This is a genomic window from Streptomyces coeruleorubidus, from assembly GCF_008705135.1.
GTDB classification, from domain to species: Bacteria; Actinomycetota; Actinomycetes; order Streptomycetales; family Streptomycetaceae; genus Streptomyces; species Streptomyces coeruleofuscus.
Genome location: NZ_CP023694.1, coordinates 6,819,332 through 6,845,376, shown reverse-complemented (window position 1 = coordinate 6,845,376; position 26,045 = coordinate 6,819,332). Strand labels below are relative to the sequence as shown.

The 26,045-nt window shown below is 71.4% G+C and carries 24 protein-coding genes and 1 pseudogene; 13 read left to right on the top strand and 12 right to left on the bottom strand.

The genetic code is table 11. The features are described from left to right. Positions 1-45: 45 nt before the first annotated feature. Both CP976_RS31735 and CP976_RS31730 read right to left on the bottom strand, forming a co-directional pair. Positions 46-738, bottom strand: a complete 693-nt coding sequence (locus CP976_RS31735) for a response regulator (protein ID WP_150483382.1) — start codon at positions 736-738, stop codon at positions 46-48. Beyond that, a complete protein-coding gene (locus CP976_RS31730) occupies positions 738-1,685 on the bottom strand; it encodes a sensor histidine kinase (protein ID WP_150483381.1) in 948 nt (315 codons plus the stop codon). The genes CP976_RS31735 and CP976_RS31730 overlap by 1 nt, the downstream gene beginning before the upstream one ends. Positions 1,686-1,919: 234 nt before the next feature. Here CP976_RS31730 and CP976_RS31725 point away from each other — a divergent pair, with 234 nt between their 5' ends. Both CP976_RS31725 and CP976_RS31720 read left to right on the top strand, forming a co-directional pair. Further along, the gene (locus CP976_RS31725) at positions 1,920-2,405 is read left to right on the top strand and encodes a cation:proton antiporter regulatory subunit (RefSeq protein WP_150483380.1); all 486 of its coding nucleotides are present in this window, start codon (positions 1,920-1,922) and stop codon (positions 2,403-2,405) included. 4 nt (positions 2,406-2,409) lie between these two features. Continuing rightward, on the top strand, positions 2,410-3,633 hold the full coding sequence (locus tag CP976_RS31720; protein WP_150483379.1) for a cation:proton antiporter: 1,224 nt from the start codon (positions 2,410-2,412) through the stop codon (positions 3,631-3,633). Positions 3,634-3,727: 94 nt separating this feature from the next. Here CP976_RS31720 and CP976_RS31715 read toward each other — a convergent pair whose 3' ends face one another. Further along, a complete protein-coding gene (locus CP976_RS31715; RefSeq protein WP_150483378.1) occupies positions 3,728-4,135 on the bottom strand; it encodes a pyrophosphohydrolase domain-containing protein in 408 nt (135 codons plus the stop codon). Positions 4,136-4,243: 108 nt separating this feature from the next. Here CP976_RS31715 and CP976_RS31710 point away from each other — a divergent pair, with 108 nt between their 5' ends. Beyond that, on the top strand, positions 4,244-5,245 hold the full coding sequence (locus CP976_RS31710) for a TAXI family TRAP transporter solute-binding subunit (protein ID WP_150483377.1): 1,002 nt from the start codon (positions 4,244-4,246) through the stop codon (positions 5,243-5,245). 26 nt (positions 5,246-5,271) lie between these two features. Here the strand turns inward: CP976_RS31710 and CP976_RS31705 are convergent, their stop codons facing one another. Together CP976_RS31705 and CP976_RS31700 are read right to left on the bottom strand one after the other, a co-directional pair. Next, a complete protein-coding gene (locus CP976_RS31705; RefSeq protein ID WP_150483376.1) occupies positions 5,272-6,675 on the bottom strand; it encodes a sensor histidine kinase in 1,404 nt (467 codons plus the stop codon). Positions 6,676-6,684: 9 nt separating this feature from the next. Then, entirely contained in the window at positions 6,685-7,371 is a 687-nt protein-coding gene (locus CP976_RS31700; protein WP_086852879.1) for a response regulator transcription factor, read from the bottom strand. A 290-nt stretch (positions 7,372-7,661) separates the two neighbouring features. Here CP976_RS31700 and CP976_RS31695 point away from each other — a divergent pair, with 290 nt between their 5' ends. The 8 genes from CP976_RS31695 (at position 7,662) to CP976_RS31665 (ending at position 14,262) form a co-directional block, all read left to right on the top strand. Continuing rightward, positions 7,662-8,438, top strand: coding sequence for an amino acid ABC transporter ATP-binding protein (locus tag CP976_RS31695; RefSeq protein WP_086600642.1), 777 nt, complete (start codon positions 7,662-7,664; stop codon positions 8,436-8,438). Between the two features lie 74 nt (positions 8,439-8,512). Beyond that, the gene (locus CP976_RS31690) at positions 8,513-9,358 is read left to right on the top strand and encodes a glutamate ABC transporter substrate-binding protein (RefSeq protein WP_190146839.1); all 846 of its coding nucleotides are present in this window, start codon (positions 8,513-8,515) and stop codon (positions 9,356-9,358) included. Positions 9,359-9,490: 132 nt separating this feature from the next. Further along, on the top strand, positions 9,491-10,168 hold the full coding sequence (locus CP976_RS31685; protein WP_150485582.1) for an amino acid ABC transporter permease: 678 nt from the start codon (positions 9,491-9,493) through the stop codon (positions 10,166-10,168). Then, positions 10,165-11,073 carry an amino acid ABC transporter permease gene (locus CP976_RS31680; RefSeq protein WP_150483374.1) on the top strand — a complete coding sequence of 303 codons (909 nt, stop codon included), beginning with the start codon at positions 10,165-10,167 and terminating at the stop codon, positions 11,071-11,073. Before CP976_RS31685 ends, CP976_RS31680 begins: the two co-directional genes overlap by 4 nt. Before the next feature lie 282 nt (positions 11,074-11,355). After that, the gene (locus CP976_RS31675; protein ID WP_150483373.1) at positions 11,356-12,963 is read left to right on the top strand and encodes an FAD-dependent monooxygenase; all 1,608 of its coding nucleotides are present in this window, start codon (positions 11,356-11,358) and stop codon (positions 12,961-12,963) included. Then, entirely contained in the window at positions 12,941-13,144 is a 204-nt protein-coding gene (locus tag CP976_RS44715; protein ID WP_425282099.1) for a putative leader peptide, read from the top strand. Before CP976_RS31675 ends, CP976_RS44715 begins: the two co-directional genes overlap by 23 nt. 99 nt (positions 13,145-13,243) lie before the next feature. Further along, on the top strand, positions 13,244-13,819 hold the full coding sequence (locus CP976_RS31670; RefSeq protein WP_150483372.1) for a cupin domain-containing protein: 576 nt from the start codon (positions 13,244-13,246) through the stop codon (positions 13,817-13,819). A 17-nt stretch (positions 13,820-13,836) separates the two neighbouring features. Continuing rightward, positions 13,837-14,262, top strand: a complete 426-nt coding sequence (locus CP976_RS31665; protein WP_150485581.1) for a rhodanese-like domain-containing protein — start codon at positions 13,837-13,839, stop codon at positions 14,260-14,262. A 48-nt stretch (positions 14,263-14,310) separates the two neighbouring features. On the opposite strand, the gene recX is transcribed toward CP976_RS31665, so the two are convergent. The 4 genes from recX to CP976_RS31645 form a co-directional block, all read right to left on the bottom strand. Next, positions 14,311-15,147, bottom strand: a complete 837-nt coding sequence (recX, locus tag CP976_RS31660; protein ID WP_150483371.1) for a recombination regulator RecX — start codon at positions 15,145-15,147, stop codon at positions 14,311-14,313. A gap of 3 nt (positions 15,148-15,150) precedes the next feature. Next, entirely contained in the window at positions 15,151-16,275 is a 1,125-nt protein-coding gene (gene recA, locus CP976_RS31655) for a recombinase RecA (RefSeq protein ID WP_150483370.1), read from the bottom strand. 231 nt (positions 16,276-16,506) lie between these two features. Further along, positions 16,507-17,790, bottom strand: coding sequence for an AI-2E family transporter (locus CP976_RS31650; RefSeq protein ID WP_150483369.1), 1,284 nt, complete (start codon positions 17,788-17,790; stop codon positions 16,507-16,509). A gap of 84 nt (positions 17,791-17,874) precedes the next feature. Then, on the bottom strand, positions 17,875-18,069 hold the full coding sequence (locus CP976_RS31645) for a DUF3046 domain-containing protein (protein WP_086600650.1): 195 nt from the start codon (positions 18,067-18,069) through the stop codon (positions 17,875-17,877). Between the two features lie 80 nt (positions 18,070-18,149). Here CP976_RS31645 and CP976_RS31640 point away from each other — a divergent pair, with 80 nt between their 5' ends. Beyond that, the gene (locus CP976_RS31640; RefSeq protein WP_150483368.1) at positions 18,150-19,094 is read left to right on the top strand and encodes a prenyltransferase/squalene oxidase repeat-containing protein; all 945 of its coding nucleotides are present in this window, start codon (positions 18,150-18,152) and stop codon (positions 19,092-19,094) included. Here the strand turns inward: CP976_RS31640 and CP976_RS31635 are convergent, their stop codons facing one another. The 3 genes and pseudogenes from CP976_RS31635 to CP976_RS31625 form a co-directional block, all read right to left on the bottom strand. Next, positions 19,095-19,406, bottom strand: a complete 312-nt coding sequence (locus CP976_RS31635) for an AzlD domain-containing protein (RefSeq protein WP_150483367.1) — start codon at positions 19,404-19,406, stop codon at positions 19,095-19,097. It abuts the gene before it with no gap. Further along, positions 19,403-20,065 (bottom strand): AzlC family ABC transporter permease, encoded by a 663-nt coding sequence (locus CP976_RS31630; protein ID WP_279546003.1) that lies wholly within the window; start codon positions 20,063-20,065, stop codon positions 19,403-19,405. Before CP976_RS31630 ends, CP976_RS31635 begins: the two co-directional genes overlap by 4 nt. Further along, positions 20,005-20,979, bottom strand: a pseudogene (locus CP976_RS31625) (helix-turn-helix transcriptional regulator). The gene CP976_RS31630 and the pseudogene CP976_RS31625 overlap by 61 nt, the downstream one beginning before the upstream one ends. Before the next feature lie 128 nt (positions 20,980-21,107). On the opposite strand from CP976_RS31625, the gene CP976_RS31620 reads away from it, so the two are divergent. Beyond that, complete coding sequence (locus tag CP976_RS31620) at positions 21,108-26,030, top strand: ATP-dependent helicase (RefSeq protein ID WP_150483364.1); 4,923 nt, start codon at positions 21,108-21,110, stop codon at positions 26,028-26,030. Positions 26,031-26,045: the final 15 nt, after the last annotated feature.

The following is a 26,045-nucleotide window of genomic DNA, read 5'->3' as shown; positions in this document are numbered from 1 at the left end:
CGCCGGAGGTGGCTCGGTCGCCTGTGGACAACCCGGGGCCCGGGCTCACGCCTCTATGAGACCGGCGCGGATCGCGTACCTGGTCAGCTCCAGACGGTCGCGCATGCCGAGCTTCTGGAGGAGGTTGGCGCGGTGGCGTTCGACCGTCTTGGCGCTGATGAAGAGGAGTTCGCCGATCTCCTTGGAGGTGTGGCCCTCGGCGACCAGCTTGAGGATCTCCTCCTCGCGTTCGGTGATGGCCCGTTCCGGCAGGCCGTCGCCCCGGTGCAGCCGCTCCAGGTACGAGCGGACGAGGGCCCACTCGGCCCCCGGGTAGATGAACGGCTCGTCGCGCACGGCCGCCCGGCAGGCCTCTACCAGGTCGCGGTCGGCGACGGACTTGAGGACGTAGCCGCTGGCTCCGGCCCTGAGCGCCTCGAAGAAGTACTCCTCGTTGTCGTACATCGTCAGGATCAGGATGTGCAGGTCGGGCAGCCGGCGGGAGAGTTCGCGGGCCGCCTGGAGGCCGGTCATCCGGGGCATGGCGACGTCCAGGACGGCCAGGTCGACCTCGGTGTCCCGGGCGCGGGCGACGGCCTCGGCCCCGTCCCCGGCCTCGGCCACGACCGTCAGATCGGGCTCCCCGTCCAGGATGAGGCGCACTCCCCGGCGTACGAGGGTGTGGTCGTCGGCGAGCAGGACACGGATCGGGGGCCGGGCGATCGGCGGCGGGCTTCCCGGCGTCACCGGTGTGGACATCAGCGTGCTCCTTCCGGCACCGGTACGCGCAGGCGTACGTCGGTGCCCCGGTCGGGGGCCGGTTCGAGGGTGAGAGAGGCGCCGATCAGGAGGGCGCGCTCCCGCATGCCGGTGATGCCGGCACCCTCCGGGGCGTCACCGAGGCCCGTGCCGTTGTCGCGTACGAGGAGTTCGGCACCGCCGGGGACCGGCCGGAGGCGGAGTTCGGCACGATCGGCACCGGCGTGCCGGGCGGTGTTGGTCAGGCCTTCCTGGGCCACTCGGTAGACGACGAGTTCCGATTCCGGGGTCAGGGCGGGGAGGTCGCCGGTGACGTGGTGGCGCACGGTCAGCCCGTGGGTCGTGAACTCGGCGGCGAGCGAGCGCAGGGCGCTGGCCAGGCCGAGTTCCTCCAGGACGCCGGGGCGCAGCCGACGGGCGATACGCCGGATCTCGTCCAGGCCGGCCCGGGTCGCCTCCTGCGCCTGGCCGACCTCCTCACGCAGGTCCTGGGGTGCCCGGTCCGCGACGCGCTTGAGCTGGAGGAGGACGGCGGTCAGGGTCTGCCCGACCTCGTCGTGGAGCTCCCGGGCGATCCGGTGCCGTTCACTCTCCTGCGCGGACAGCGCCCGGGCGGCGCCCGCGGCCCGTTCGGCCTCCAGCCGGTCGAGCATCGCGTTGTACGTCGTGATCAGCCCGGCGGTCTCCGCGGGTCCGGCGACCACCGGGCGGGAGCCCGGGCGCAGCAGGTCCACGGTGGCCATGGCCCGGTCCAGCCGTTGCAGGGGCCCGAGGCCGAAGCGCAGCACGAGCGCGTTGCCGGCGAGCAGCACCGCCAGGCCGCCGAGCAGGACGAGCGCCTCGCCCGCCAGGACGGGGGTCGACACGGTGACCGGGCCGAGCAGCAATGCGGTGGCCACGATCAGGCCGGCCGCGTTGAGCGAGAAGATCCGCCAGAACAACGACACGTTCCTGGATCCGCTCCTTCCGGCTTTCGCGTACAACCCGCCTTTCGCGTCTGAGGCGGCCTTCGCGTATGGCACCGCCCCCTCCACCCTCTCCGGCGACCGGCCGCTGCGTATATCCGTCACGACACCCATGTCGTCACCGTACGGCTGGATGACAGCATGCGGACTTGACCCGTCCGTTGATCGACACCGTTCACCAGACCGACCAGAGCCGAACGAACAAGGGGAAGAAACGTGTCAGCTCCGCGCCTGAGGGCGACGCCGCTGCCGGGTATCGGGGTCCAGTACGACCTGGAGACCCGGGAACACCGTCATCTGTCGGTGGTGGCGCACCGCGACGGCACGCGCACGGTGAACGTGTACCGGGCCGACGATCCCGACTCCTGCGCGCACTCCCTGCGACTGTCCAGCTCGGAGGCGGGTTCGCTGATCGACGCGCTGAAGCCGTCCCACCACAGCCCGAGTCTGCTGTACACCACGGACCTGGGGCTGATCGCCGAGCGGATCGAGGTGGCCGCGACCTCGCACTGGAACGGGCGGGTCCTGGGTGACACGCGGATGCGGACGGACACGGGGGCGTCGGTCGTGGCGGTGCTGCGCCGGGCCGAGGCCATCCCGTCCCCCGCGCCGGACTTCCGGCTGGCGGGCGGTGACACGCTGATCGTGGTCGGCACCCGTGAGGGCGTCGACGCCGCCGCGACGATACTCGGTCGGGAGTGAGCCGGTGCACTCCGCGGTCCTGCTGATCGAGTTCGGTTCCATCATCCTCGGCCTGGGCCTGCTCGGCCGGTTCGCCGGCCGCTTCCGGCTGTCGCCGATACCGCTGTACCTCCTGGCCGGTCTGGCCTTCGGCGAGGGCGGTCTGCTGCCGCTGGGCGCGAGCGAGGAGTTCGTCGCCACGGGCGCCGAGATCGGCGTCATCCTGCTGCTGTTGATGCTGGGCCTCGAGTACACGGCGAGCGATCTGGTCTCCAACCTCAAGACGCATTACCCGTCCGGTCTCGTCGACTGCGCGCTCAACGCGCTGCCGGGGGCCGCGGTGGCGCTGCTGCTCGGCTGGGGGCCGGTGGCCGCCGTCGTCCTGGCCGGTGTCACCTGGATCTCGTCGTCCGGAGTGATCGCGAAGGTCCTCGGCGATCTGGGCCGGGTCGGCAACCGGGAGACGCCGGTGATCCTCAGCGTGCTCGTGCTGGAGGATCTGGCGATGGCGGTGTACCTGCCCATCGTCACCGCTTTGGTGGCGGGAGCCGGGCTGCTGGCCGGCAGCCTGACCCTGGCGATCGCGCTGGGCGCGGCCGGCCTCGTCCTGTTCGTGGCCCTGCGCTACGGCAGGGTCATCTCCCGCTTCGTCTCCAGCGACGATCCGGAGAAGCTGCTGCTGGTCGTGCTGGGACTGACGATCCTGGTGGCGGGGGTGGCGCAGCAGCTCCAGGTGTCGGCGGCAGTGGGCGCCTTCCTTGTGGGCATAGCGCTGTCGGGAGAGGTGGCTGAGGGTGCGCACACTGTCCTCAGTCCCCTGCGTGACCTGTTCGCGGCGGTCTTCTTCGTCTTCTTCGGACTGCACACCGACCCGTCCAGCATCCCGCCGGTTCTGCTGCCCGCCCTGGGCCTGGCCGTCGTCACCGCCCTGACGAAGATCGCCACCGGCTACTGGGCGGCGCGGCGGGCCGGGATCTCCGTCAAGGGCCGCTGGCGGGCGGGGGGTGCGCTGGTGGCCCGTGGCGAGTTCTCGATCGTCATCGCCGGTCTGGCCGTCTCGGCGGGCATCGAACCGTCTCTCGGCCCCCTGGCCACGGCCTACGTGCTCATCCTGGTCGTCCTGGGCCCCCTCACCGCGCGCTACACGGAGCCCGTGGCGACCTGGTGGAGGCGACGCCGCGAGTTGCCCCGGGGTACGGCGGAGACGACGCCCCGGGCGAAGGAGGCGGACGCGCCGGTGGCCGACTGAGGGTCGGCGCCGGGCCCGAACAGGGGAGCCGCCCGTCGGCCCTGGCGGCCGTCAGCAGCGGACAGGGGAGCCACCGTTGGCCCGGGCGGGTGGCTCAGACGCCCGCGGCCGGCTCCCACCCCTGCTTCCGCAGCACCCCAGTCACATCCGGTGCCTCATAGTGCTCCCCCTTGAGCACCTTCCCGTCCTCGCGGCGGGAGACGGAGCCGTCAGGGCCGATCTTGGTCATGTTGGAGCGGTGGATCTCCGCCAGTACCGCGTCGAGGTCGATGCCGTGGACGAGGGCGGTGCCGTAGGCGACGTAGACGACGTCGGCGAGCTCGTGGGCGAGCCGGTCGAGCGGGCCCGTAACCGACACCTCGGCGACCTCCGCGGCCTCCTCCGCGAGGAGTTCACCGCGGTGGGCGGCGAGCTCCGGGGACACCTCCGTCGGAGTACTGCGGGCGTCCAGGCCGAAGGCGAGGTGGAATTCACGGACCAGGTCTGCGGGCGACGAGCTCATGGGGGCGACTGTAGTGGCCGCCACTGACACTCCCCGCGCCCCTGTCCGACCCCACCCCGTGAGCCCGCCCCTGGTCAGCGGGGCACCACGGCTGGCAGGATCTCGCGCATGCCCAAGACGTTCCTCCCTCTCGGCAGGCGCCGGGCCCTTCAGGGCGGCGCCGCCTCCCTCGTGGTCCTCGGGCTGCTGCTGTGGTGGCTGCGCCCCTGGGCCGAGGAGCCTCCGAGCGGGACGATCAGGTTCAGCACGGGCACCCAGGCGGGGGTCTACCACGAGTACGGCAAGCTCCTGCGCACCGAGATCGACAAGGACATGCCCGATCTGAAGGTGCGGTTGCTGACCAGTGCCGGTTCGCAGGAGAACGTCGCGGACGTGGCGACGGGCAAGGCCGACTTCGCGATCGCCGCGGCGGACGCGGTCGCCACGTACAAGCTCGACAACAGCGCGGGCGCCGACCGGCTGCGCGGTGTCGCGCGCCTGTACGACGACTACGCCCAGCTCGTCGTGCCGCCGGACTCGGACATCCGCTCCGTCGCGGACCTGCGCGGCAAGCGCGTGGCCATAGGGCTGCCGAACTCGGGCGTACGGCTGATCGCCAACGGCGTGCTCAGGGCGGCCGGGATCGACCCGGAGAAGGACATCAAGCCGTCGTCGGACGGCATCGACACCGGTCCCAGACGGCTGGGGCACGGCCTCGACGCGTTCTTCTGGTCGGGCGGACTGCCCACGGACGGGCTCAGCCGGCTGGCCGAGAAGTCGGCGTCGGCCTTCCGCTTCGTGCCGATCGACGTCGGCCTCGTGGCCAAGCTGCACGACCAGGGCGGTGCCACTCGCTACTACCGCGCGACCAAGATGCCGGAGTCGGCCTACCCCACGATCCAGCGCGGCGACCCGGTCCCCACCCTGGCGGTGTCCAACCTGCTGGTCACGCGCAACGACATGGACCCCCGGCTCACCGAGTGGCTGACCCGTACGGTGATCGACAGCCGGGACGGCATCGGCTCGACCGTCCACTCCGCCCAGCTGGTCGACGTCCGCACGGCGATCTACACGGACCCGCTCAAGCTGCACGACGGGGCCCGGCGCTACTACCGGTCCGTCAAGCCGTAGCCCCGCGGGCCCCGCCTCCGGCTTCGCTACGCCGGTCCGACCCTCGGCACCGCCACCGTCACCTTCAGCCCGTGCGGCTCGTGACGGTCGTACACGATCGAGCCGCCGCCCGCCGCGAGAAGCGCCCGGGAGATGGACAGTCCGAGGCCGGAGCCCTTGATGTTCTGGTGGCGGCTGCTGCGCCAGAAGCGGTCGCCGATGCGGGCCAGTTCCTCGTCGGTGAGGCCGGGGCCCTCGTCGGTGACGACCACGGTGGAGGTGTCGCCGTTCGAGGCGACCGTCACCTCGACGGTCCGACCCTCCGGCGTGAACTTCACCGCGTTGTCGATGACACCGTCCAGCGCGCTGGACAGCGCCACCGGGTCGGCCCACGCGGTCGTCGGCGGGCAGTCGCCCACCAGGTGGACGCCCTTGGCCTCGGCGGTCGGGGACCAGGCCGCGACCCGTTCGGCGGCGAGCTCGCCGATGTCGGTGATCTTCAGATCGGCCTCGGTGTGCTCGGCCAGCGCCAGGTCGAGCAGATCGTCCAGGACCTGCGCGAGGCGCTTGCCCTCGGACTGGACCGAGGCGATCTCCTGGTTGCCCTCGGGCAGTTCGAAGGAGAGCAGCTCGATGCGCAGCAGCAGCGCCGCGAGCGGGTTGCGCAACTGGTGCGAGGCGTCGGCGACGAAGGCGCGCTGCTGCTCCAGCACGTCCTCGACGTTGTCCGCCATCTCGTTGAACGACCGGGCCAGACGCCTGAGTTCCGGCGGACCGCCGGCGGCGGCGACCCGGGACTTCAGCCGCCCCGTGGCGATGTCGTGGGTGGTGGCGTCCAGTACCCGTACGGGCTTGAGCACCCAGCCGGTCAGCCGCAGAGCCGCGCCGACGGCCAGCAGCATCGCGGCGAACTCGCCCGCGCCGATGACCAGCCAGCCGTGCAGCGTGCGGGAGCGCAACTGCCCGGTGGGCGAGTCGGTGACGACGACCGCGACGACGTCACCGTCCCGGATGACCGGCGAGGCGACCACGAGGTTGCCCCGCTGCCAGGGCCACACCTGCCGCGGGTCATGGCTGCGGCGGCTGAGCAACGCCTCGTCGAACGCGTCACGCACCTCGCCCTGCCTCGGCAGGGACCACCCGGCGGGTGCGTGGGCCATGGCAATGCGGCTGCGGTAGAAGACACCGGCCCGGATGCCGTAGACCTTGTAGTAGCTGTCGAGTTCGCTGCTGAGCGTGGCCAGGCGCTCGTTCTCGAACGCGCTGGCGGTCCCGGTGGGCGAGTCGGTGACGAACTGGGCGAGGGCCGCGAAGCGTGCCGTGTCGTCGATCCGGTCGACGACGACCTTCTGCTGCTGGGCACCGGCCAGACTGACGGCGAGCGGGACGCCGAGGGCGAGCAGTACGGCCGCCATCAGGACGATCAGCAGCGGGAGCAGACGAGTGCGCACCCGGCCCCGCTACCCGGCAGGCGCGACGAGCCGGTAGCCGACGCCGCGTACGGTCTCGATGAGGGCCGGCATGCGCAGCTTGGCGCGCAGGGACGCGACGTGCACCTCAAGGGTGCGCCCGGTCCCCTCCCAGCTGGTCCGCCACACCTCGCTGATGATCTGCTCCCGGCGGAAGACCACCCCGGGCCGCTGCGCGAGCAAGGCCAGCAGGTCGAACTCCTTGCGGGTCAGCTGGATGACCGAGCCGTCCACACTGACCCGGCGCGTGGGCAGCTCGATGTGCACGGGTCCGAGCCGCAGCTCGGTCTCGATGCCGCTGGAGGTGTCCTCGTGGGAGGTGCGCCGGCTCACGGCGTGGATGCGGGCGAGCAGTTCCCCGGTGTCGTACGGCTTCACCACGTAGTCGTCGGCACCGAGGTTGAGGCCGTGGATGCGGGAGCGCACGTCGGAGCGGGCGGTGACCATGATCACCGGCGTGCTGGTGCGCTTGCGGATCTTGCCGCAGACCTCGTATCCGTCCTGGTCGGGCAGGCCCAGGTCGAGCAGGACGACGCCGAAGCCGTCGACCTCGGGGACCAGCGCCTGGAGAGCCTCCTCGCCGCTGCGCGCGTGTGTGACGTCGAACCCGTGCCGCGCCAGGACCGCCGACAGGGCGGCGGCGACGTGGTTGTCGTCCTCGACGAGCAGCAGTCTCATCCGGGCCCCCTTCGGTTCACTGGACGTACGATCTGCATGTGTACAAAAAAGCGTGCGCGCGCGCGCGTGCACCTTGTGCAGTCACGCTGATGAATGAGGACGGCGTCAAGAGGGTTCCGGTTGCGGAGAGCTTCCGTTACCTGGCCGATATGAGCGCTGCTCATAAGTGCTACGACACGTGTCCGATTGCTATCGGATCGTGATGCTCAGATTCCCCTCAGATGTAATGACGCAGGTCGTAGAGGGTTACTACTGTCCTCCGAAACCGAGGAGGACGGAGCCTGAGAGCGATGACCGAAGTATCGGTGGCCAAGGAAGATGTGGCCGCGACCGGAGAACTGGTCGTCCTGAAGAGCGTCAACAAGCACTTCGGCGCGTTGCACGTACTCCAGGACATCGACCTGACGATCGCCCGCGGCGAAGTCGTCGTGGTCATCGGACCCTCCGGGTCCGGCAAGTCCACCCTGTGCCGCACCATCAACCGCCTGGAGACGATCGACTCCGGCACGATCGAGATCGACGGCAAGCCGCTGCCCGCCGAGGGCAAGGGACTCGCCCGGCTGCGGGCCGACGTCGGGATGGTCTTCCAGTCCTTCAACCTCTTCGCGCACAAGACCGTGCTCGAGAACGTGACGCTCGGCCAGGTCAAGGTCCGCAAGAAGGACAAGCAGGCGGCCGAGGAGCGGGCCCGTGCCCTGCTCGACCGGGTCGGCGTGGCCGCGCAGGCCGAGAAGTACCCGGCACAGCTCTCCGGCGGCCAGCAGCAGCGCGTCGCGATCGCGCGGGCGCTGGCCATGGAGCCGAAGGTCATGCTCTTCGACGAGCCGACCTCCGCTCTCGACCCCGAGATGATCAACGAGGTGCTGGAGGTCATGCAGCAGCTCGCCCGGGACGGCATGACCATGATCGTCGTCACCCATGAGATGGGTTTCGCACGATCGGCCGCAAACCGCGTGGTGTTCATGGCGGACGGCCGAATCGTCGAGGAGGCTGCGCCCGACCAGTTCTTCAGCAATCCGCGCAGCGACCGTGCCAAGGACTTCTTGTCGAAGATCCTGCATCACTAGGGCGCGCGTCGCGCCTGCCACGACCCGCGTCACCCGAAACGACGGTTTTTTCTTCACGGCAAAGGATGTTCACCATGAAGCTCCGCAAGGTCTCCGCCGCGGCCGCCACCGCTCTCGTTCTCGCCCTGACCGCTACCGCCTGTGGTGGCGATGACGGCGGTGACTCCAACTCCGGCTCCGGCGGCGGCGGCGACAAGATCAAGATCGGCATCAAGTACGACCAGCCCGGTCTGGGCCTGAAGGAGCCCGACGGTTCCTTCTCCGGCTTCGACGTGGACGTGGCGACGTACGTGGCCAAGGAACTGGGTTACGAGCCCAACCAGATCGAGTGGGTCGAGACCAAGAGCGCCGACCGTGAGAACGCGCTGTCCCGCGGTGACGTGAAGATGATCGCGGCCACGTACTCGATCACCGACGAGCGCAAGCAGAAGGTCGACTTCGCCGGTCCGTACCTGCTGGCCCACCAGGACCTGCTGGTGAAGGCGGACTCGGACATCAAGGAGGGCACCGACCTCAACGGCAAGAAGCTGTGCTCGGTGACCGGCTCCACCTCGGCTCAGAACGTCAAGGACGAGATCGCGCCGAAGGCCCAGCTCCAGCAGCTCGGCGGCTACTCGGAGTGCATCGCGGGTCTGCAGAGCGACCAGCTCGACGCCCTGACCACGGACGACGCGATCCTCGCCGGCTTCGCGGCGCAGGAACAGTACAAGGGGCAGTTCAAGCTCACCGGGCTCAAGCTGAGCAACGAGAACTACGGCATCGGTGTGAAGAAGGGCGACACCGAGACCGTGAACAAGATCAACGACGCGCTGGAGAAGATGGTCAGCGACGGCTCCTGGGACAAGGCCGTCAAGGAAAACTTCGGGCCGGCGAACTACAAGCACGAGAAGGCCCCGAAGATCGGCCAGATCGTCCAGTAACGCGGAACTCCGCCGACGCAGGATCCCCGCGATCACAGCGGGGATCCGCAGGCGCGCCGCCGCCCCTTGCTTCTCCGGCGGCGGCGCGGCACGTCCGCTGCCCAAGCCACACACCCGGAAGCGCGGGAGATCGTGTTCGACTTTCTATCTGACTATGACGACCCGACCCTGCTGGGTGCCTTCTGGGTCACGGTGCAGCTCACCGTCCTCTCGGCCATCGGATCGCTGATCTGGGGCACCCTGCTGGCAGCCATGCGGGTCAGCCCGGTTCCCCTGATGCGCGGGTTCGGCACCGCCTATGTGAACATCGTCCGGAACATCCCTCTCACCGTCATCATCGTCTTCACCTCACTCGGCCTCGCCAACATCTTCGGCGTGACGATGGGCGCGCCTGACGACTTCGAAGCCAAGGCGTTCCGCTTGGCGGTCCTCGGCCTCGTCGCCTACACCGCGGCCTTCGTCTGCGAGGCGATCCGCTCCGGCATCAACACCGTGCCTGTCGGACAGGCGGAGGCGGCCCGTGCCATCGGGCTGAGCTTCAGCCAGATCCTGCGGCTCATCGTGTTGCCGCAGGCGTTCCGCTCGGTCATCGGGCCGTTGGCCAACGTGTTGATCGCGCTGACCAAGAACACGACAGTGGCAGCCGCGATCGGCGTGGCCGAGGCCGCCCTCCTGATGAAGGAAATGATCGAGAACGAGGCGCAGACGCTGCTCATCGGCGCGATCTTCGCCTTCGGGTTCGTGGTCCTAACTCTGCCCACCGGCCTGATTCTCGGCTGGCTGAGCAAGCGACTGGCGGTGAAGCGATGACGTCCATTCTCTACGACGCCCCCGGCCCGAGGGCCAAGCGGCGCAACGTGCTGTTCTCGGTGGTCTTCTTCGTCCTGCTGGCCCTGCTCCTGTGGTGGATCTGGCAGACCATGGACGAGAAGGGCCAGCTGGAGTGGGCTCTGTGGAAGCCCTTCACCACCTCCGAGGCCTGGACGACGTACCTGCTGCCGGGCCTGGCCGACACCCTGAAGGCCGCGGCCCTCTCCATGGTCATCGCTCTCCCACTGGGCGCCGTCCTCGGCATCGCACGGATGTCCGACCACCGCTGGGTGCGCATCCCGGCCGGCGCGGTGGTCGAGTTCTTCCGGGCCATCCCGGTGCTGCTGCTGATGCTGTTCGCCAACGAGTTCTACGTCCGCTCCACTGGCATCCCCAGCGATGAGCGGCCCCTGTACGCGGTCGTCACCGGACTGGTGCTCTACAACGCGTCGGTCCTCGCCGAGATCGTCCGCGCGGGCATCCTCTCCCTGCCCAAGGGGCAGTCGGAGGCGGCGATGGCCGTCGGCTTGCGTAAGAGCCAGACCATGTCGAGCATCCTGCTCCCGCAGGCCGTCACCGCGATGCTGCCGGCCATCGTCAGCCAGCTGGTCGTCATCGTGAAGGACACGGCGCTGGGCGGCGTGATGCTCGGGTTCACCGAACTGCTCAACACGCGCAGCACGCTCGCGGCCAACTACGCGAACGTCATCCCCAGTTTCATCGTCGTGGCGGTCATCTTCGTCGTCCTGAACTTCATCCTCACGTCCTTCGCCTCCTGGCTGGAGGGCAGGCTGCGCCGCAGCAAGCGCAGCACGGGGGCTGTTCTCGGTGCCGACAAGGTCGACGACGTGAACGCGGCCGAGGTGGGCGGCACCTACGGCACCGGTGCCGGCGGCTCCATCTGACGGGCCGACAACCGCTAGGACCTGTGGCCCGCCGGGTATCCGGCGGGCCACAGTCGTGCCGAGCCCTGAGCCATCCGGCTCCGGCCAACCCTGAAACCCCATCAGGTGACGAGCGTGTCGCCCGGCTACCCTTGGTGCGGTGGCATGATCGCCACCGGCCGCCGGTCACTTGACGCAAGCACCGGCAATGGGTTGCATACGTTCTGTGATCGTGCACCCTGCTCCAACTTCCTGTTCACCTACGTCTCTCAGGACATCACCACGGGCAGGGGGCGCCGCGCCGTGGACCCGGTGATCATCGTCGGAGCGGGGCCCGTCGGGCTCACGCTCGCCCTGGCGCTGGCGCGGCAGGAGGTGCCGTGTGTCGTCCTCGACGAGGGGCCGGGCAAGGACGAACCCCGTGCGGCGCGCACCGTCGTCCTGCGCGAGGACACCGCCGCCCTCATGGAACGGCTGACCGGCGTGCCCCTGTCCCGGGCCGGTGCCCACTGGGCCGGATGGCGGTCGATGCGGCGCAAGCAGGTGATGCGCGAGATCGTCTTCGACGGCACCGAGCCCGCTCCCCTGCACATCGCCCAGCACGTGCTGACCGATGCCCTGCGAACCGCCCTCTCCGGCGAACGGCTCGCCAAAGTCGCGGTGGACAGCCGACTCGACGGCCTCGAGCAGGAGCCCTCGGGCGTCACGGCCCACACGCGCGGACCCAAAGGCACCTGGTGGCGCGGCAGTTACCTGGTCGGCTGCGACGGCCCCCGCTCGACCGTGCGCAAGCTCCAGGACATCCGCTTCCCGGGCCGTACGGCGGTGGAACGTCACGCCGTTGCCGCGCTGCGTACGGAACTGCCTTGGCACGACGAGGCGTTGCTGCACCGCATGCCGCCGTGGCGCATGTCGGGCCCCTCGGTCGGCGAGGTCACCGCGCGCCCGCTGCCGGACGGCGTCTGGCGCCTGGACTGGCTCCTGCCGCCCGGCAAGGACCTGGTCACCCCCGAACTGCTGCTGACCCGCATCCGGGAGACCCTGGCCGGCTGGGCGGGCGGCACGACCCCGCCGTACGAGCTGCTGGACACGGGCGTCCACATGGTCCACCACCGTCTGGCCCGCCGCTGGCGCGCCGACCGCGTCTTCCTCGCCGGCGACGCGGCACACCTGCTCGGCGCGCTGGGCACGCACGGGCTGGACGAGGGCCTCAGGGACGCCGACAACCTCGCCTGGAAGCTGGCCCTGGCCTGGCACCACGGGCCGCACGAGGCGCTCCTCGACAGCTACCAGACCGAGCGACGGGCGGTCGTCGCCGCCCGGCTGCGCGCCGCCGACCAGGCATTGCCGCTGCTGCGCGGCGGCGGAGGGCTGCGCTCCTACGTCCCCGGCTCGTCCCGGGGCCACGACGCGCTCCTCACGGACGGTCACTTGGGGCTCGGCCAGCTCGGCGCGCCGGGGGCGTACGCCGACTCGCCCCTCGCGCCCGGACGCCTCGAAGGAGAGACCCCTGTCGACACACCGCCCGGAGCGCCGGTCATCGACGTACGGGTCACCGCGGAGGACGGCACCTTCGTACAGCTGCGGGACCGGCTCGGCCGCGGCGCCCTGCTCGTGGTGCTGATCGCGCCGGGCACGGGTGTGTGGGAGCGCAAGCACTGGGTCGGCGCCGGCATCATGCCCCGGCTCGCGGCCGCGGTCACAGCGCTGCCGCACCCCGCCGAGCTGCTGGTCGCCGAGAGCTATCCGGGTGCTGCCGCGCACACGGTGCTCCTGGTGCGTCCCGACGGACACCTCGTCACCGCGCTGAGCGGAGTACGCCCGGACGACCTGTACGCGGCAGCGGAGGCCACGGTGGGCGGACCGGCGAAGGCGCAGGCCGAAGCCGGTGCGTCGGCAGGCGCTCGCTGACGTCCACACCGAGGGTGACGTGATCGCTGTCACCGTGCGTCCGCATGGTGACAGTGAGTTGACCGGTCCGGGCGGTCATGGTGTACTCCGGTGCGTGACCGACACCTGTGTGCGCCTGTGGCGGAGGGTCCATATGGACCTCGTCCGCTATGCGGGCTGCGTGTGTCGCCCGTCCTGCTGACTTCGCATCCCTCTTCCTCTGTGCGCGCGCCGCGCTCTGTCTGCCTCGGCCGACGCGCCTGACTCGCGAACCCTCATCAGGACCTTCAGGACGGCACCCGTGTCTGTATCCCCCTCCGCATCCCCCGATGTCTCCTCTTCCGGCTCCGTTTCCGGCTCCTCGTCTGTCTCCTCCGCCGTTTCGGCGCCCACTCAGGCCGACCTCTTCGACTTCGTGCGGCGCACGGCCGCCGACACCGAGCTGATCGCCTCCCTGCCGCTCGACCCGGAAGGCCGCACCTGGGTGCGGCTGGAGGGGCCCGGTGGCAGCGAGGCCTGGCTGATCGGCTGGCCACCCGGCTCGGGCACCGGCTGGCACGACCACGCCGACTCCGTCGGCGCCTTCCTGACCGCGTCGGGCGAGCTCAAGGAGAACTCGCTCGCCGCACGGCTGCCCACCGACGGCTGGAAGACCCTGGAACTCACCGACGGTGTCGACCGCGAACGCCGGCTGCCGTCCGGCCAGGGCCGCGCCTTCGGCCGTCACCACGTCCACGAGGTGCTCAACGAGTCCCTCGACCGGCACGCGGTCTCCGTCCACGCCTACTACCCGCCCCTGCCGCAGATCCGCCGCTACAGCCGCAGCGGGTCGATCCTGCGGCTCGAGCAGGTGGAACGACCGGAGGACTGGCAGTGAGCGCGACGCATGAGCGGGTGAGCGACGACGGCAGCGGCGGCGATGGCAGCGGCCGTGTCCACCGTGCCGTCGGCATCGACGAGTTGCTGGAGCGCGTACGGGCGGGCTACGAGCGGGTCGAGCCGCAGGACGCGTACGAGGCCGCTCGGTCCGGTGACGCACTGCTGGTGGACATCCGCTACGCGGCCCTGCGCGAACGGGACGGCCTGATCCCGGACGCCCTCGTCGTCGAGCGCAACGAGCTGGAGTGGCGCCTCGACCCGCAGGGCAGCCATCGTCTCCCGGAGGCCACGAGCCACTCCCTGCGCGTCGTCGTGATCTGCAACGAGGGGTACGCCTCCAGCCTGGCGGTCCAGTCCCTGCACCAGCTGGGACTGCACCGGGCCACCGATCTGGTCGGCGGGTTCCAGGCCTGGCGGGCGGCGGGGCTGCCGGTGGTGTGATCGCGGGGCTCGACAGCGGGCGCGGCCCCATGAGGGGCCCGCCTCGCCTCAGACCCCCTCGTCCCCGAGGAACTCCGTGTCCTCGCCCTCCTCCTCCAGCGCCTGCCGGACCACGCGCAGGGCCAGGCCCTCGGAGTAGCCCTTGCGGGCGAGCATGCCCGCGAGGCGCCGGAGGCGCTTGTCCCGGTCGAGCCCACGAGTGGAGCGGAGCTTCCGCGCGACGAGCTCCCGCGCGGTCGCCTCCTCCTGCTCGGAGTCGAGCTGGGAGACGGCCTCGTCGATCAGCGTGGAGTCGACGCCCTTGGTCCGCAGCTCCCGGGCGAGCGCACGCCGCGCCAGCCCCCGGCCGTGGTGCCGGGACTCCACCCAGGCCTCCGCGAAGGCGCTGTCGTTGATGAGGCCGACTTCTTCGAACCGCGACAGCACCTCCTCGGCGGCGTCGTCCGGGATCTGCCGCTTACGCAGGGCGTCGGCGAGTTGCTTGCGGGTCCGCGGGGTCCCGGTGAGCAGGCGCAGGCAGATCGCCCGAGCCTGCTCGACCGGGTCCCCCGGAGGCTCCCCCTGCTCGGCCCTCGACGAGGAGAGGGAACCTCCGTCCTCGGCCGCCGCGCCGAAGCCGCGCCGGCGGCGCCCGCGTCCACGCCCGTCAGACGACTCGCCGCCACGCGAGCCGTCCCTGGAAAAGCCGCCTCCGCGTGAGCCTCTGCGGGATGAGCCGCTGCCCTGGGAGGCGTCCCCGTACAGCCGGTCGTCCCCGTACGGACCGTCGTCCCCGTGCGCGTCCTCCCCGTCCACGGCCGAGCCCCTCTCCCCTCCGGTGCCCCTCCCCCGTGGGGCACCGGAGGCGGCGTACTCGTACTCCGCCCAGTCGGTTCGTCGTGTCACGGGTCAGCTCTTGGCTGCGGCGGCCTTGGACTTGGCGGACTTGGCCGCTGCCGGAGCGGGGACCGCCGCCGCGTCGGCCGGTGCCGGGGAGGCCGCCGCGTCCGTGCCCGGCTCGGCGGCCGGCTCCTCGGGACGCACGCCGACGCCCAGCTTCTCCTTGATCTTCTTCTCGATCTCGTTGGCCAGGTCGGGGTTGTCCTTCAGGAAGTTGCGCGCGTTCTCCTTGCCCTGGCCGAGCTGGTCGCCCTCGTACGTGTACCAGGCGCCGGCCTTGCGGACGAAGCCGTGCTCCACGCCCATGTCGATCAGGCCGCCCTCGCGGCTGATGCCATGGCCGTAGAGGATGTCGAACTCGGCCTGCTTGAAGGGCGGCGCGACCTTGTTCTTGACGACCTTGCAGCGGGTGCGGTTGCCGACCGCGTCCGTGCCGTCCTTCAGAGTCTCGATGCGGCGGATGTCGATGCGCACCGAGGCGTAGAACTTCAGCGCCCGGCCACCGGTCGTGGTCTCCGGCGAGCCGAACATCACGCCGATCTTCTCGCGGAGCTGGTTGATGAAGATCGCGGTGGTCTTGGACTGGTTGAGCGCGCTGGTGATCTTCCGCAGGGCCTGGCTCATCAGGCGGGCCTGAAGACCCACGTGGCTGTCGCCCATCTCGCCCTCGATCTCCGCGCGCGGGACGAGCGCCGCCACGGAGTCGATGACGATGAGGTCGAGGGCTCCGGAGCGGACCAGCATGTCCACGATCTCCAGCGCCTGCTCGCCGTTGTCCGGCTGGGAGAGGATGAGGTTGTCGATGTCGACACCGAGCTTCTTCGCGTACTCGGGGTCGAGGGCGTGCTCCGCGTCGACGAAGGCGACCTGGCCTCCGGCCTTCTGCGCGTTCGCCACCGCGTGCAGGGTGAGGGTGGTCTTACCGGAGGATTCCGGTCCGTAGATCTCCACGACACGGCCGCGGGGCAGGCCGCCCACGCCGAGGGCCACGTCGAGGGCGGTGGATCCGGTCGGGATGACCTCGATGGGCTCGTTGGTCCGGTCGCCCATGCGCATGACCGCGCCCTTGCCGAATTGCCGTTCAATCTGTGCGAGAGCGGCATCCAGGGCCTTCTCGCGGTCGGTTCCTGCCATGGGTTCCACCCGATTTGCTTGAGTCGATCGCTTCACGTCAAAGACGCTAACGCCTGCCACTGACAATGCGCCTCGACGCACGTCCGGCCTGTGGATAACTCGGGCACTTCTCCACCCAAAGTACGTCGAAACGCCCGTCGTTGAGCTGCACCGGAGACTCCATAAGAATGGATGTTCGATTTTCGTGTCAAGCGCACCACGCGGCACCTCCGTGCGGCAGGGCGCAGCGACTCAGACCGGGGTCTTCCCGGAGCCCCCGCCCTCGGAGCCCCCGCCGCCGGGCCGCTCCGTCCCTGCCCGCCGTGCCCACAGCTGCCTCGCGCGCGCGACGAGGCTCGGCCCCTCACCGCGTCGGTGATGGCCGTGGACCCGGGGGTCGTCCGTGACGTCGTACCGCTTCACGTACGCCCCCAGGAAGGCCTGGAGCGTGGCGATGGCGGGGATGGCGATCAGCGCGCCGACCGCGCCCAGGAGCGCGGTGCCCGCGATGACCGAGCCGAAGGCGACCGCGGGGTGGATGTCGACGGTCTTGGCCGTCAGCTTCGGCTGGAGCACGTAGTTCTCGAACTGCTGGTAGATCACCACGAAGATCAGCACCCACAGCGCGTACCAGGGATTGACCGTGAACGCGATCAGCATGGGCAGCGCGCCCGCGAGATACGTGCCGATGGTGGGGATGAACTGCGACACCAGGCCCACCCACACGGCGAGCACGGGCGCGTAGGGCACGTCCAGGGCCTGCAACAGGACGAAGTGTGCCGCGCCGGAGATCAGTGCCATCAGGCCGCGCGAGTAGATGTAGCCGCCGGTCTTGTTCACGGCGATCTCCCAGGCGCGCAGCACCTCGGCCTGCCGTGCGGGCGGCAGGAGGGAGCAGATCGTGCGGCGCAGGCGCGGGCCGTCCGCGGCGAAGTAGAACGAGAACAGCGCGATCGTCAGCAGCTGGAAGAGGCCCCCGATGACCTGGGCGGACACGTCCAGGACACCTGTGGCGCTGTTCTGCACGTAGTTGCGCAGCCAGTCGGAGCGGAGCAGGCCCTCCTGGATGTCCACGCGCTTCAGGTCGGTCTTGAAGTGCGTGTTGACCCAGTTGATGACGGAGTCGAGGTAGTCCGGGAAACCCTCGATCATCTTGATGATCTGGTCCGCCAGGATGGAGCCGAGCAGCGTGACGAAGCCCGCCGCCACGATGATCACGCCGATGAAGACGACGAACGTGGCCAGTCCTCTGCGCATGCCGCGCGAGGCCATCCAGCTCACCGCCGGTTCGATGGCGAGCGCCAGGAAGAACGCGATGAGGATGTTGATCAGTAGGCCGGTGAGCTGGTGGAAGGCCCAGCTTCCCAGCTGGAAGACGGCGACGAGGGCGAGTGCCAGCACGAGGGCACGCGGCAGCCAGCGCGGCATACGGCCGTTCGGCCCGGCGGCCCCGCCGACGGGGGGCGGGGCGGGCGGAGTCGTACCGAACGGGGAGGACTGCTGGGCTTCCTGCCCGGTCTCGTCAGTGCGTGCCACGCACCAAGTCTCGCCCACACCACCGACAGCCGTCTGCCCGCCTGCGATCTTCGTGGGCCGTCAGTCAGCGGTCTCCACGACTGGTCAACGCTTCTCCCTCGGCACGTCCATCACCGCGCACACCACCTGCCAGACCTCCTTGGCGTCCCAGCCGGCGTCGAGGGCCTCGTGCACGGTGCGCCCGCCGAGATCCGACATCACATGGTCGCGTGCGAAGGTGTCGGCGTAGCCCGGACCGAAGTGCTCCGCCATCCGCTGCCAGAAGACCGTCAACCGCATGACTCAAGTATCCCGCCCGTGGGGGTGGGCCTGAGCCGGGACCGCCTGCCGGCACCGTTTTCCGCCCTACGGTCTGACCCATGGCCGAAACAGGAGCTCCCCCACTCCCCCCGTCGCCCGCGCCGCACACCCCCGTGGCGCGCGCGGAACGCTTCGTCTGGCTCACCGCGCGCGTGCTCGAGCAGCGCCTCTTCGCCCACCACTTCGGGGGCGGCGCCGCCGACCCGGTGGAGACCGCCCTGGACGCCTACCGCAACGAGGACGGCGGATACGGCCACGCGCTGGAGCCCGATCTGCGCGGCCCGGTCAGCCAGCCGCTGCACACCGCCCACGCCCTGCGCGTCCTGGACGCCGTGGGACGCTGCGCCGGACAGCGTGTGGAGCGCATCTGCCGCTACCTGACGTCCGTCTCCACGGCGGACGGTGCCCTCCCGGCGATCCACCCGAGCCAGCGCGGCTACCCGACGGCCCCCTTCGTGCCGGTCGTGGACGACCCGCCCAGCGCTCTCCTGGCCACCGGGCCGGTGGTGGGGCTGCTGCATCGCAACGAGGTGTGGCACGCCTGGCTGTTCCGGGCCACTGACTTCTGCTGGCAGGCGGTCGAGTCCCTGGAGGAGTCCCACCCGTACGAGATCGAGGCCGCCGTGGCCTTCCTCGACTCCGCCCCCGACCGCCCGCGCGCGGAGGCTGCCGCCGACCGCCTGGGCCGCCTGGTACGCGCACACCGTCTCGCGGCCCTGGACCCCGACGGCCTGGACGCGTACCCGGTCTCACCCGGCTACGCCCCGGGCGAGCACCACTTCCCGTACGACTACGCGAGGACACCGCAGTCGCTCGCGCGCGCGTGGTTCACGGACGACGAGATGACGCGCTCCCTGGACCACCTCGCGTCCCAGCAACAGGAGGACGGCGGCTGGCCCGTCCGATGGCGTCGGTGGGCCCCGGCGCCTGCCCTGGAGGCACGCCCCTTGGTGACGGTCGAGGCCCTGCGCACGCTCCGGTCCCACGGCCGTCCCGTCGGCTGATCACCCCACGCCCATGGCCCGCACACCGGCGGTCACCAGGACGGCTGCCGCGACGACGAGCAGGAACGGGGCGCGCAGCACCAGCGCCACGGCCGCGGCTCCGAGCCCGGCGGCCCGCGCGTCCAGGACCAGCACCTGACCGTCGGCGAAGGTCTGCTGGGCCGTGAGGGCCGCCAGCAGCGCGACGGGCAGCAACGCGGCAAGGCGCTTCACCACGGGCCGCTCCAGAGCCCCGGCGGGCACCAGCAGCCCGGCCAGCTTGACGGCGTAGCACCCGAGGACGGTCACACCGATCGCGATCCAGACGTTCACCCTTCAATCCCCCGTCCCTTGCGCCGGCCGTCCGCCCAGAGCACGACCGGCGCCGCCAGCGCGGCCATCAGAACCGGCACACCGGCGGGCAGCACGGGCAGCAGCCCGAGCCCCAGCAGCACGGCGAGCCCGGCGACGGCCCGCTCGGTGCCGGTCTTCAGCATCGGCGCGAGCAGCGCCAGAAACACCGCGGGCCCCGCGGCGTCCAGCCCCCACGCGCCGGTGTCCCCGATCGCTCCGGCGCCCAGGGCACCGAGCAGCGTGGTGAGGTTCCACAGCACGTACAGGCTCAGCCCGGTCACGACGAACCCGAGCCGCGCCGCGCGCCGCGTGGGCTGTGCCAGCGCGACGGCGGCCGTCTCGTCGATCACCCACTGGGCGGCGAACGGCCGTACCGCGCGCGGGAGGGCCAGCAACTGCGACAGACGCAGTCCGTAGAAGGCGTTCCGCACGCCCAGGAAGAAGGCCCCGGCCGCCGCCGTGAACGGGCCGCCACCGGCCGCGAGCGCTCCCACCAGGGCGAACTGGGACGCCCCGGTGAACACCAGCAGACTGAGCGCGCACGTCTGCATCAGCGTGAGTCCGCTGCCGGCCGACGTCACGCCGAAGGCGAACCCGGAGAGCCCGACGGCCACCCCGACGCCCAGAGCGTCCCGCACGACGGCACGGTCCGCCTTCCCACCGGTTTCTGTATCTGAAACAGCTGTCCGATCTGCCACGCCCCGCACGCTACGAGGGGCCGCTACCGCACGTCTTGTACGTTCTTGCGCTCACGCTGGTACGCCCCCGGGGGCACACCGACCATCCGGCTGAAGTGCCGGTTGAGGTGCGGCTGATCGGTGAACCCCACGGCCACGGCGACCTCCGAGGGCGCCGTCCCCAGGTCCAGCATCCGCCGCGCCCGCCGTACCCGTGCGTCGGTGAGCCACGCGTGCGGCGGCATCCCGTAGGCGTCCCGGAAGGCCCGCAGCAACGCGAACGGACTGGTCCCGAGCTCGGCCGCCAACCGCTCCAGGCTCGGCGGCCGCGCCATCCGCTCCTCCAGCAGCGCACGCGCGCGTGCGGCGGTCCGGGCCCCCGCCGTGCGCACCTCCCGTCGCGGCATGGGCCCACCGTTCAGCCTCAGCAACCTGGTCACGGCGACCCGCAGCAGCGTGTCCGCGGCCAGCGGGTTGCCCTCGTCGGCGGCGCGCAGCACCTGATGCACCAGCCCGACGGCATACGGATCATCCACCACCGGGCTGACGAACCCGGGCGTCCCCCGCAGCGTCGTGGTCTCGGCCGCGATCTCCGCCACCACGTCGACGGGCGGATACACGGCCCCGTACCGCCACCCCTCGGGCACACCGGCCCGCCCGGTGTGCGGAGTGTCCGGATTCACCAGCGCGAGTGCCCCGGCTCCCGCGTACTGATCACCCCCACCGTGGTGGAACACCTCCACCCCGTCGGCGATGGCAGCGATCACGAAGTTCTCGTGCGTGTGCCGCACGAAAGTCTTGTGCACATACCGGGCCCGCAGCAGGTCCACCCCGGGCAGCTCGTCGTACTGCCAGTGCCGTGCGCGCTCGCTCATACGACCATTGTCCGCGGCCCGGAACCCACGGCGGCAAGCCTCCCCCACCCGCGCCCACCACCGGCGAGCAGAACCCCGGCCCAACCGCCGCAGACCCCGTTGTCAGTGGCGAGGTGCACGATGGACGCATGGCCAGCAACGCACACCGAGCCCTGGACGCCTTCTCCCCCGCGACCCGCGCCTGGTTCTCGGGCGCCTTCTCCGCGCCCACCACCGCCCAGGCCGGCGCGTGGCAGGCCATCCACCAGGGCTCGGACGTACTGGTCGTCGCCCCCACCGGCTCCGGCAAGACCCTGGCCGCCTTCCTCGCCGCCCTGGACCAGCTCGCCTCGACCCCTCCCCCCGCCGACCCCAGGAAGCGCTGCCGGGTCCTGTACATCTCCCCCTTGAAGGCCCTGGCCGTGGACGTCGAGCGCAACCTCCGCAGCCCCCTGACCGGCATCCGCCAGGAGTCCGTACGCATGGGCCTGCCCGAGCCCGAGGTCAAGGTGGGCATCCGCTCGGGTGACACGCCCGCCGCCGAGCGCCGCGCCCTGTCCACCCGCCCGCCGGACATCCTGATCACCACCCCCGAATCACTGTTCCTGATGCTGACCTCGGCCACACGCGACGCGCTGACCGGCGTGGACACGGTGATCCTCGACGAGGTGCACGCGGTCGCGGGCACCAAGCGCGGCGCCCACCTCGCGCTGTCCCTGGAGCGGCTGGACGACCTCCTTCCGAAGCCCGCCCGTCGCATCGGCCTCTCCGCGACGGTCCGCCCGGTCGACGAGGTGGCCCGTTTCCTCTCGCCCCGCCGCAAGGTGGAGATCGTCCAGCCGGAGTCGGGCAAGGAGTTCGACCTCTCCGTGGTCGTCCCGGTCGAGGACCTGGGCGAGCTGGGCGGCTCCCCGGTGGCGGACGGCTCGGAGGGCGCCGAGCGCCCGTCGATCTGGCCGCATGTCGAGGAGCGGATCACCGACCTCGTCCAGTCCCACCGCTCCACGATCGTCTTCGCGAACTCCCGCCGCCTTGCGGAGCGCCTGTGCAACCGCCTGAACGAGATCGCGTACGAGCGAGCCACGGGCGAGACCCTCGACGAGCACCACTCCCCCGCCGAGCTCATGGGCGGCTCGGGAGCCGCCCATGGGGCGCCACAGGTCATCGCGCGTGCGCACCACGGCTCGGTGTCCAAGGAGCAGCGTGCCCTGGTCGAGGAGGACCTCAAGGCGGGCCGCCTGCCCGCGGTCGTAGCCACGTCCAGTCTCGAACTGGGCATCGACATGGGCGCGGTCGACCTGGTGGTCCAGGTCGAATCGCCCCCCTCGGTGGCCTCCGGCCTGCAACGCGTCGGCCGGGCAGGCCACCAGGTGGGCGCGGTCTCCACCGGCGTGGTCTTCCCGAAGTACCGCGGCGACCTGGTGCAGGCGGCGGTGGTCACCGAACGCATGCGGACCGGCGCCATCGAGTCCCTCAGGGTCCCCGCCAACCCGCTGGACGTCCTGGCCCAGCAGATCGTCGCGATGACGGCCATGGACACCTGGCAGTTCGACGACCTCCTCGCGGCCGTCCGACGGGCCGCCCCCTTCGCCTCGCTCCCCGAGTCCGCCTTCACGGCGGTCCTCGACATGCTGGCCGGCCGCTATCCGTCCGACGCGTTCGCCGAGCTGCGCCCGCGCGTGGTGTGGGACCGCGTCACCGGCGAGATCACGGGCCGCCCCGGCGCACAGTGCCTCGCCGTCACCTCCGGGGGCACGATCCCCGACCGCGGCCTCTTCGGCGTCTTCCTCGCCGGCGCCGATCCCAAGAAGGGCGGCGGCCGGGTCGGTGAGCTCGACGAGGAGATGGTCTACGAGTCCCGTGTGGGCGACGTCTTCACGCTGGGCACGAGCTCCTGGCGCATCGAGGACATCACCCGCGACCGCGTCCTGGTCTCCCCGGCCCCGGGCGTACCGGGCCGGCTGCCTTTCTGGAAGGGCGACCAGCTGGGCCGCCCGCTCGAACTGGGCCGGGCGGTGGGCGCGTTCCTGCGCGAGGTCGGTTCGCTGCCCAAGGACGACGCCCGGCTCCGCCTCCTCGCCGCCGGCCTGGACGCCTGGGCGGCGGACAACGTGCTGTCGTACCTGGACGAACAGCGCGAGGCCTGCGGACACGTCCCGGACGACCGGACCATCGTCGTGGAGCGCTTCCGCGACGAGCTCGGCGACTGGCGCGTGGTCGTGCACTCCCCCTTCGGCGCCCAGGTGCACGCCCCCTGGGCCCTCGCGCTCGGCGCGAAGCTCTCCGAGCGCTACGGCATGGACGCGCAGGTCATGCACGCCGACGACGGCATCGTGCTGCGCCTGCCGGACGCCGACCTGATGGGCCTGGACCTGCTCGACCAGGAGCCGGTGAAGATGGGCCGGGAGTACGACGCCGAGCAGGCACCGGTCGGCGCGGCGGACGTGGTCTACGACAAGGGCGAGGTCGACCAGGTCGTCACCGACCAGGTGGGCAGCTCGGCCCTGTTCGCGGCCCGGTTCCGCGAGTGCGCCGCCCGCGCGCTGCTGCTGCCGCGCCGCAATCCGGGCAAGCGCACGCCGCTGTGGCAGCAGCGCCAGCGCGCCTCCCAGCTGCTCCAGGTGGCGAGCGAGTTCGGCTCGTTCCCGATCGTCCTGGAGGCGGTCCGCGAGTGCCTCCAGGACGTCTTCGACGTTCCCGGTCTCGTCGAGCTGATGGGCGACCTGGAGTCCCGCAAGGTGCGCCTCGTCGAGGTCACCACTGCCGAGCCGTCCCCGTTCGCTCGCTCCCTCCTCTTCGGCTACGTCGCCCAGTTCCTGTACGAGGGCGACTCACCGCTCGCCGAGCGCCGGGCCGCCGCCCTGTCGCTGGACTCACGGCTGCTGGCCGAGCTGCTGGGCCAGGCGGAACTGCGTGAGCTGCTCGACGCGGAGGTGCTGACGGAGCTGGAGCGGGAGCTTCAGTGGCTGACCGAGGACCGCCGCGTCAAGGACGCCGAAGGCGTCGCGGACCTCCTCCGCCTCCTCGGCCCGCTCACGGAGGAGGAGCTGGCCGAGCGGGGCGCCGATCCGCACTGGGCTCAGGAACTGGCCGGCGCCCGCCGCGCCATCCGGGTCCGGATCGCGGGCAGGGACCACTGGGCGGCGATCGAGGACGCGGGCCGGCTGCGCGACGCACTGGGCACCGCCCTGCCGGTCGGCGTCCCGGAAGCCTTCACGGAGCCCGTCAAGGACCCGCTCGGCGACCTCCTCGCGCGCTACGCCCGCACCCACGGCCCGTTCACCTCGACCACGGCGGCATCTCGCTTCGGCCTGGGCGTGGCCGTCACCGAGGGCGCCCTCCAGCGGCTGGCCGCGGCGGGCCGGATCGTCCAGGGCGAGTTCCACCCGGCCGGGATCGGCCAGGAGTGGTGCGACGCGGCCGTGCTGCGCCGGCTCCGCCGCCGCTCGCTGGCCGCCCTGCGCCATGAGCTGGAGCCGGTGGCGCCGGCCGCACTCGCCCAGTTCCTTCCCCAGTGGCAGCACATCGGCAAGGGGCACTCCCTGCGCGGCATCGACGGCCTGGTGCGCGCCATCGAGCAGGTGCAGGGCGCGTCCGTGCCCGCCTCCGCCCTGGAGAAGCTCGTCCTGCCCTCCCGGGTCGTGAACTACAACCCGGCCATGCTGGACGAGCTCACCGCCGCCGGAGAGGTGGTCTGGGCCGGGGCGGGCTCCCTCCCCGGCAAGGACGGCTGGGTCTCCCTCTATCTGGCGGACGCGGCTCCCCTGCTCCTGCCGCCCCCGCACCCCTTGGAGCTGACCGCTCTCCACCAGTCCGTCCTGGACACCCTCTCCGGCGGCTACGGCCTGTTCTTCCGCCAGATCGCCGACCAGGTCCGCGCCACCACCCACCCCGACGCCACCGACCCCCAACTGGCCGACGTCCTCTGGGACCTGGCCTGGTCCGGACGCCTGACCAACGACACGCTCTCTCCCATGCGCTCCCTGCTCGGCTCGGGCCGCACCGCCGGCTCCACGGCCCACCGCGCCAAGCGCACGGTCCCGCGCGGCCGCTACGGCTCCCTGACGGCCGCGGCCCGCCCGGCCTCCCGCTCCGGCCCGCCGACCGTCGCGGGCCGCTGGTCGCTGCTCCCGGCCCACGAGCCGGACCTCACGGTGCGGGCCCACGCCCTCGCCCGCACCCTCCTCGACCGGCACGGCGTGGTGACCAGGGGCGCGGTCTCGGCGGAGGGCGTCGAGGGCGGGTTCTCGGCGACGTACCGCGTCCTGTCCGCCTTCGAGGAGAGCGGCCAGGCCCGCCGCGGCTACGTCGTGGAGGGTCTCGGCGCCGCACAGTTCGCGATGGACGGTGCCGTGGACCGCCTGCGCGCGGTGTCCAACGCCCGAGACCGCGGCGAGGACCTGCCCGGCCCCCCTCCGGGCCCCGACCTCGACCCGTTCCCCGCGCACGACTTCGCCGGACTGGACGACTCACTCCCGTCCAACGACCACCCCGGCGACCCCGGCCCCGACGGATTCCCCGGCCTCGGTCCCGCCTACGTCACCCCGGCCCCGCAACCGTCCCGGGACGAGTACGTCTCGCCCCGGGACTACGCCCCGCAGGGCACCCCGCCGTGGCAGAACGGCGGAGGCGCACCGTACGGTGCCGGGTTCCCGGGCCGCCGCACGCGCCCGGACCCCGCCTCCCGGGCCGTCGTCCTCGCCGCCGCTGATCCGGCGAACGCGTACGGCGCCGCCCTGGCCTGGCCCGAGCCTCCTACCGGCGCCGGGCACAAGCCGGGGCGCAAGGCGGGTTCCCTGGTGGTGCTCGTCGACGGTGAGCTGACGCTCTACATGGAGCGCGGCGGCAAGACCCTGCTGGCCTGGGCCGCCGACCCGGACGGGGACCCCACGGAGGACCCCCGCCTCCACACCGCCGCAGAGGCGCTCGCCGCAGCCGCCCGAGCGGGCTCCCTCGGCACGGTCACGGTGGAGCGCGTCAACGGCGCCCAGGCCCTGACCTCCCCCATCGGCACCCTCCTGGAAGGAGCGGGTTTCATCGCGACGCCCCGCGGACTCCGCCTCCGCGCCTGATCGCCCCGCGCCCGT

Bases quoted from the DNA above. Each gene is read 5' to 3' on its own strand.
- CP976_RS31735 (WP_150483382.1), bottom strand. From the start codon at position 738: ATGTCCACACCGGTGACGCCGGGAAGCCCGCCGCCGATCGCCCGGCCC.
- CP976_RS31715 (WP_150483378.1), bottom strand. From the start codon at position 4,135: ATGAGCTCGTCGCCCGCAGACCTGGTCCGTGAATTCCACCTCGCCTTC.
- CP976_RS31710 (WP_150483377.1), top strand. From the start codon at position 4,244: ATGCCCAAGACGTTCCTCCCTCTCGGCAGGCGCCGGGCCCTTCAGGGC.
- CP976_RS31700 (WP_086852879.1), bottom strand. From the start codon at position 7,371: ATGAGACTGCTGCTCGTCGAGGACGACAACCACGTCGCCGCCGCCCTG.
- CP976_RS31695 (WP_086600642.1), top strand. From the start codon at position 7,662: ATGACCGAAGTATCGGTGGCCAAGGAAGATGTGGCCGCGACCGGAGAA.
- CP976_RS31690 (WP_190146839.1), top strand. From the start codon at position 8,513: ATGAAGCTCCGCAAGGTCTCCGCCGCGGCCGCCACCGCTCTCGTTCTC.
- CP976_RS31680 (WP_150483374.1), top strand. From the start codon at position 10,165: ATGACGTCCATTCTCTACGACGCCCCCGGCCCGAGGGCCAAGCGGCGC.
- recA (WP_150483370.1), bottom strand. From the start codon at position 16,275: ATGGCAGGAACCGACCGCGAGAAGGCCCTGGATGCCGCTCTCGCACAG.
- CP976_RS31645 (WP_086600650.1), bottom strand. From the start codon at position 18,069: ATGCGGTTGACGGTCTTCTGGCAGCGGATGGCGGAGCACTTCGGTCCG.
- CP976_RS31640 (WP_150483368.1), top strand. From the start codon at position 18,150: ATGGCCGAAACAGGAGCTCCCCCACTCCCCCCGTCGCCCGCGCCGCAC.
- CP976_RS31620 (WP_150483364.1), top strand. From the start codon at position 21,108: ATGGCCAGCAACGCACACCGAGCCCTGGACGCCTTCTCCCCCGCGACC.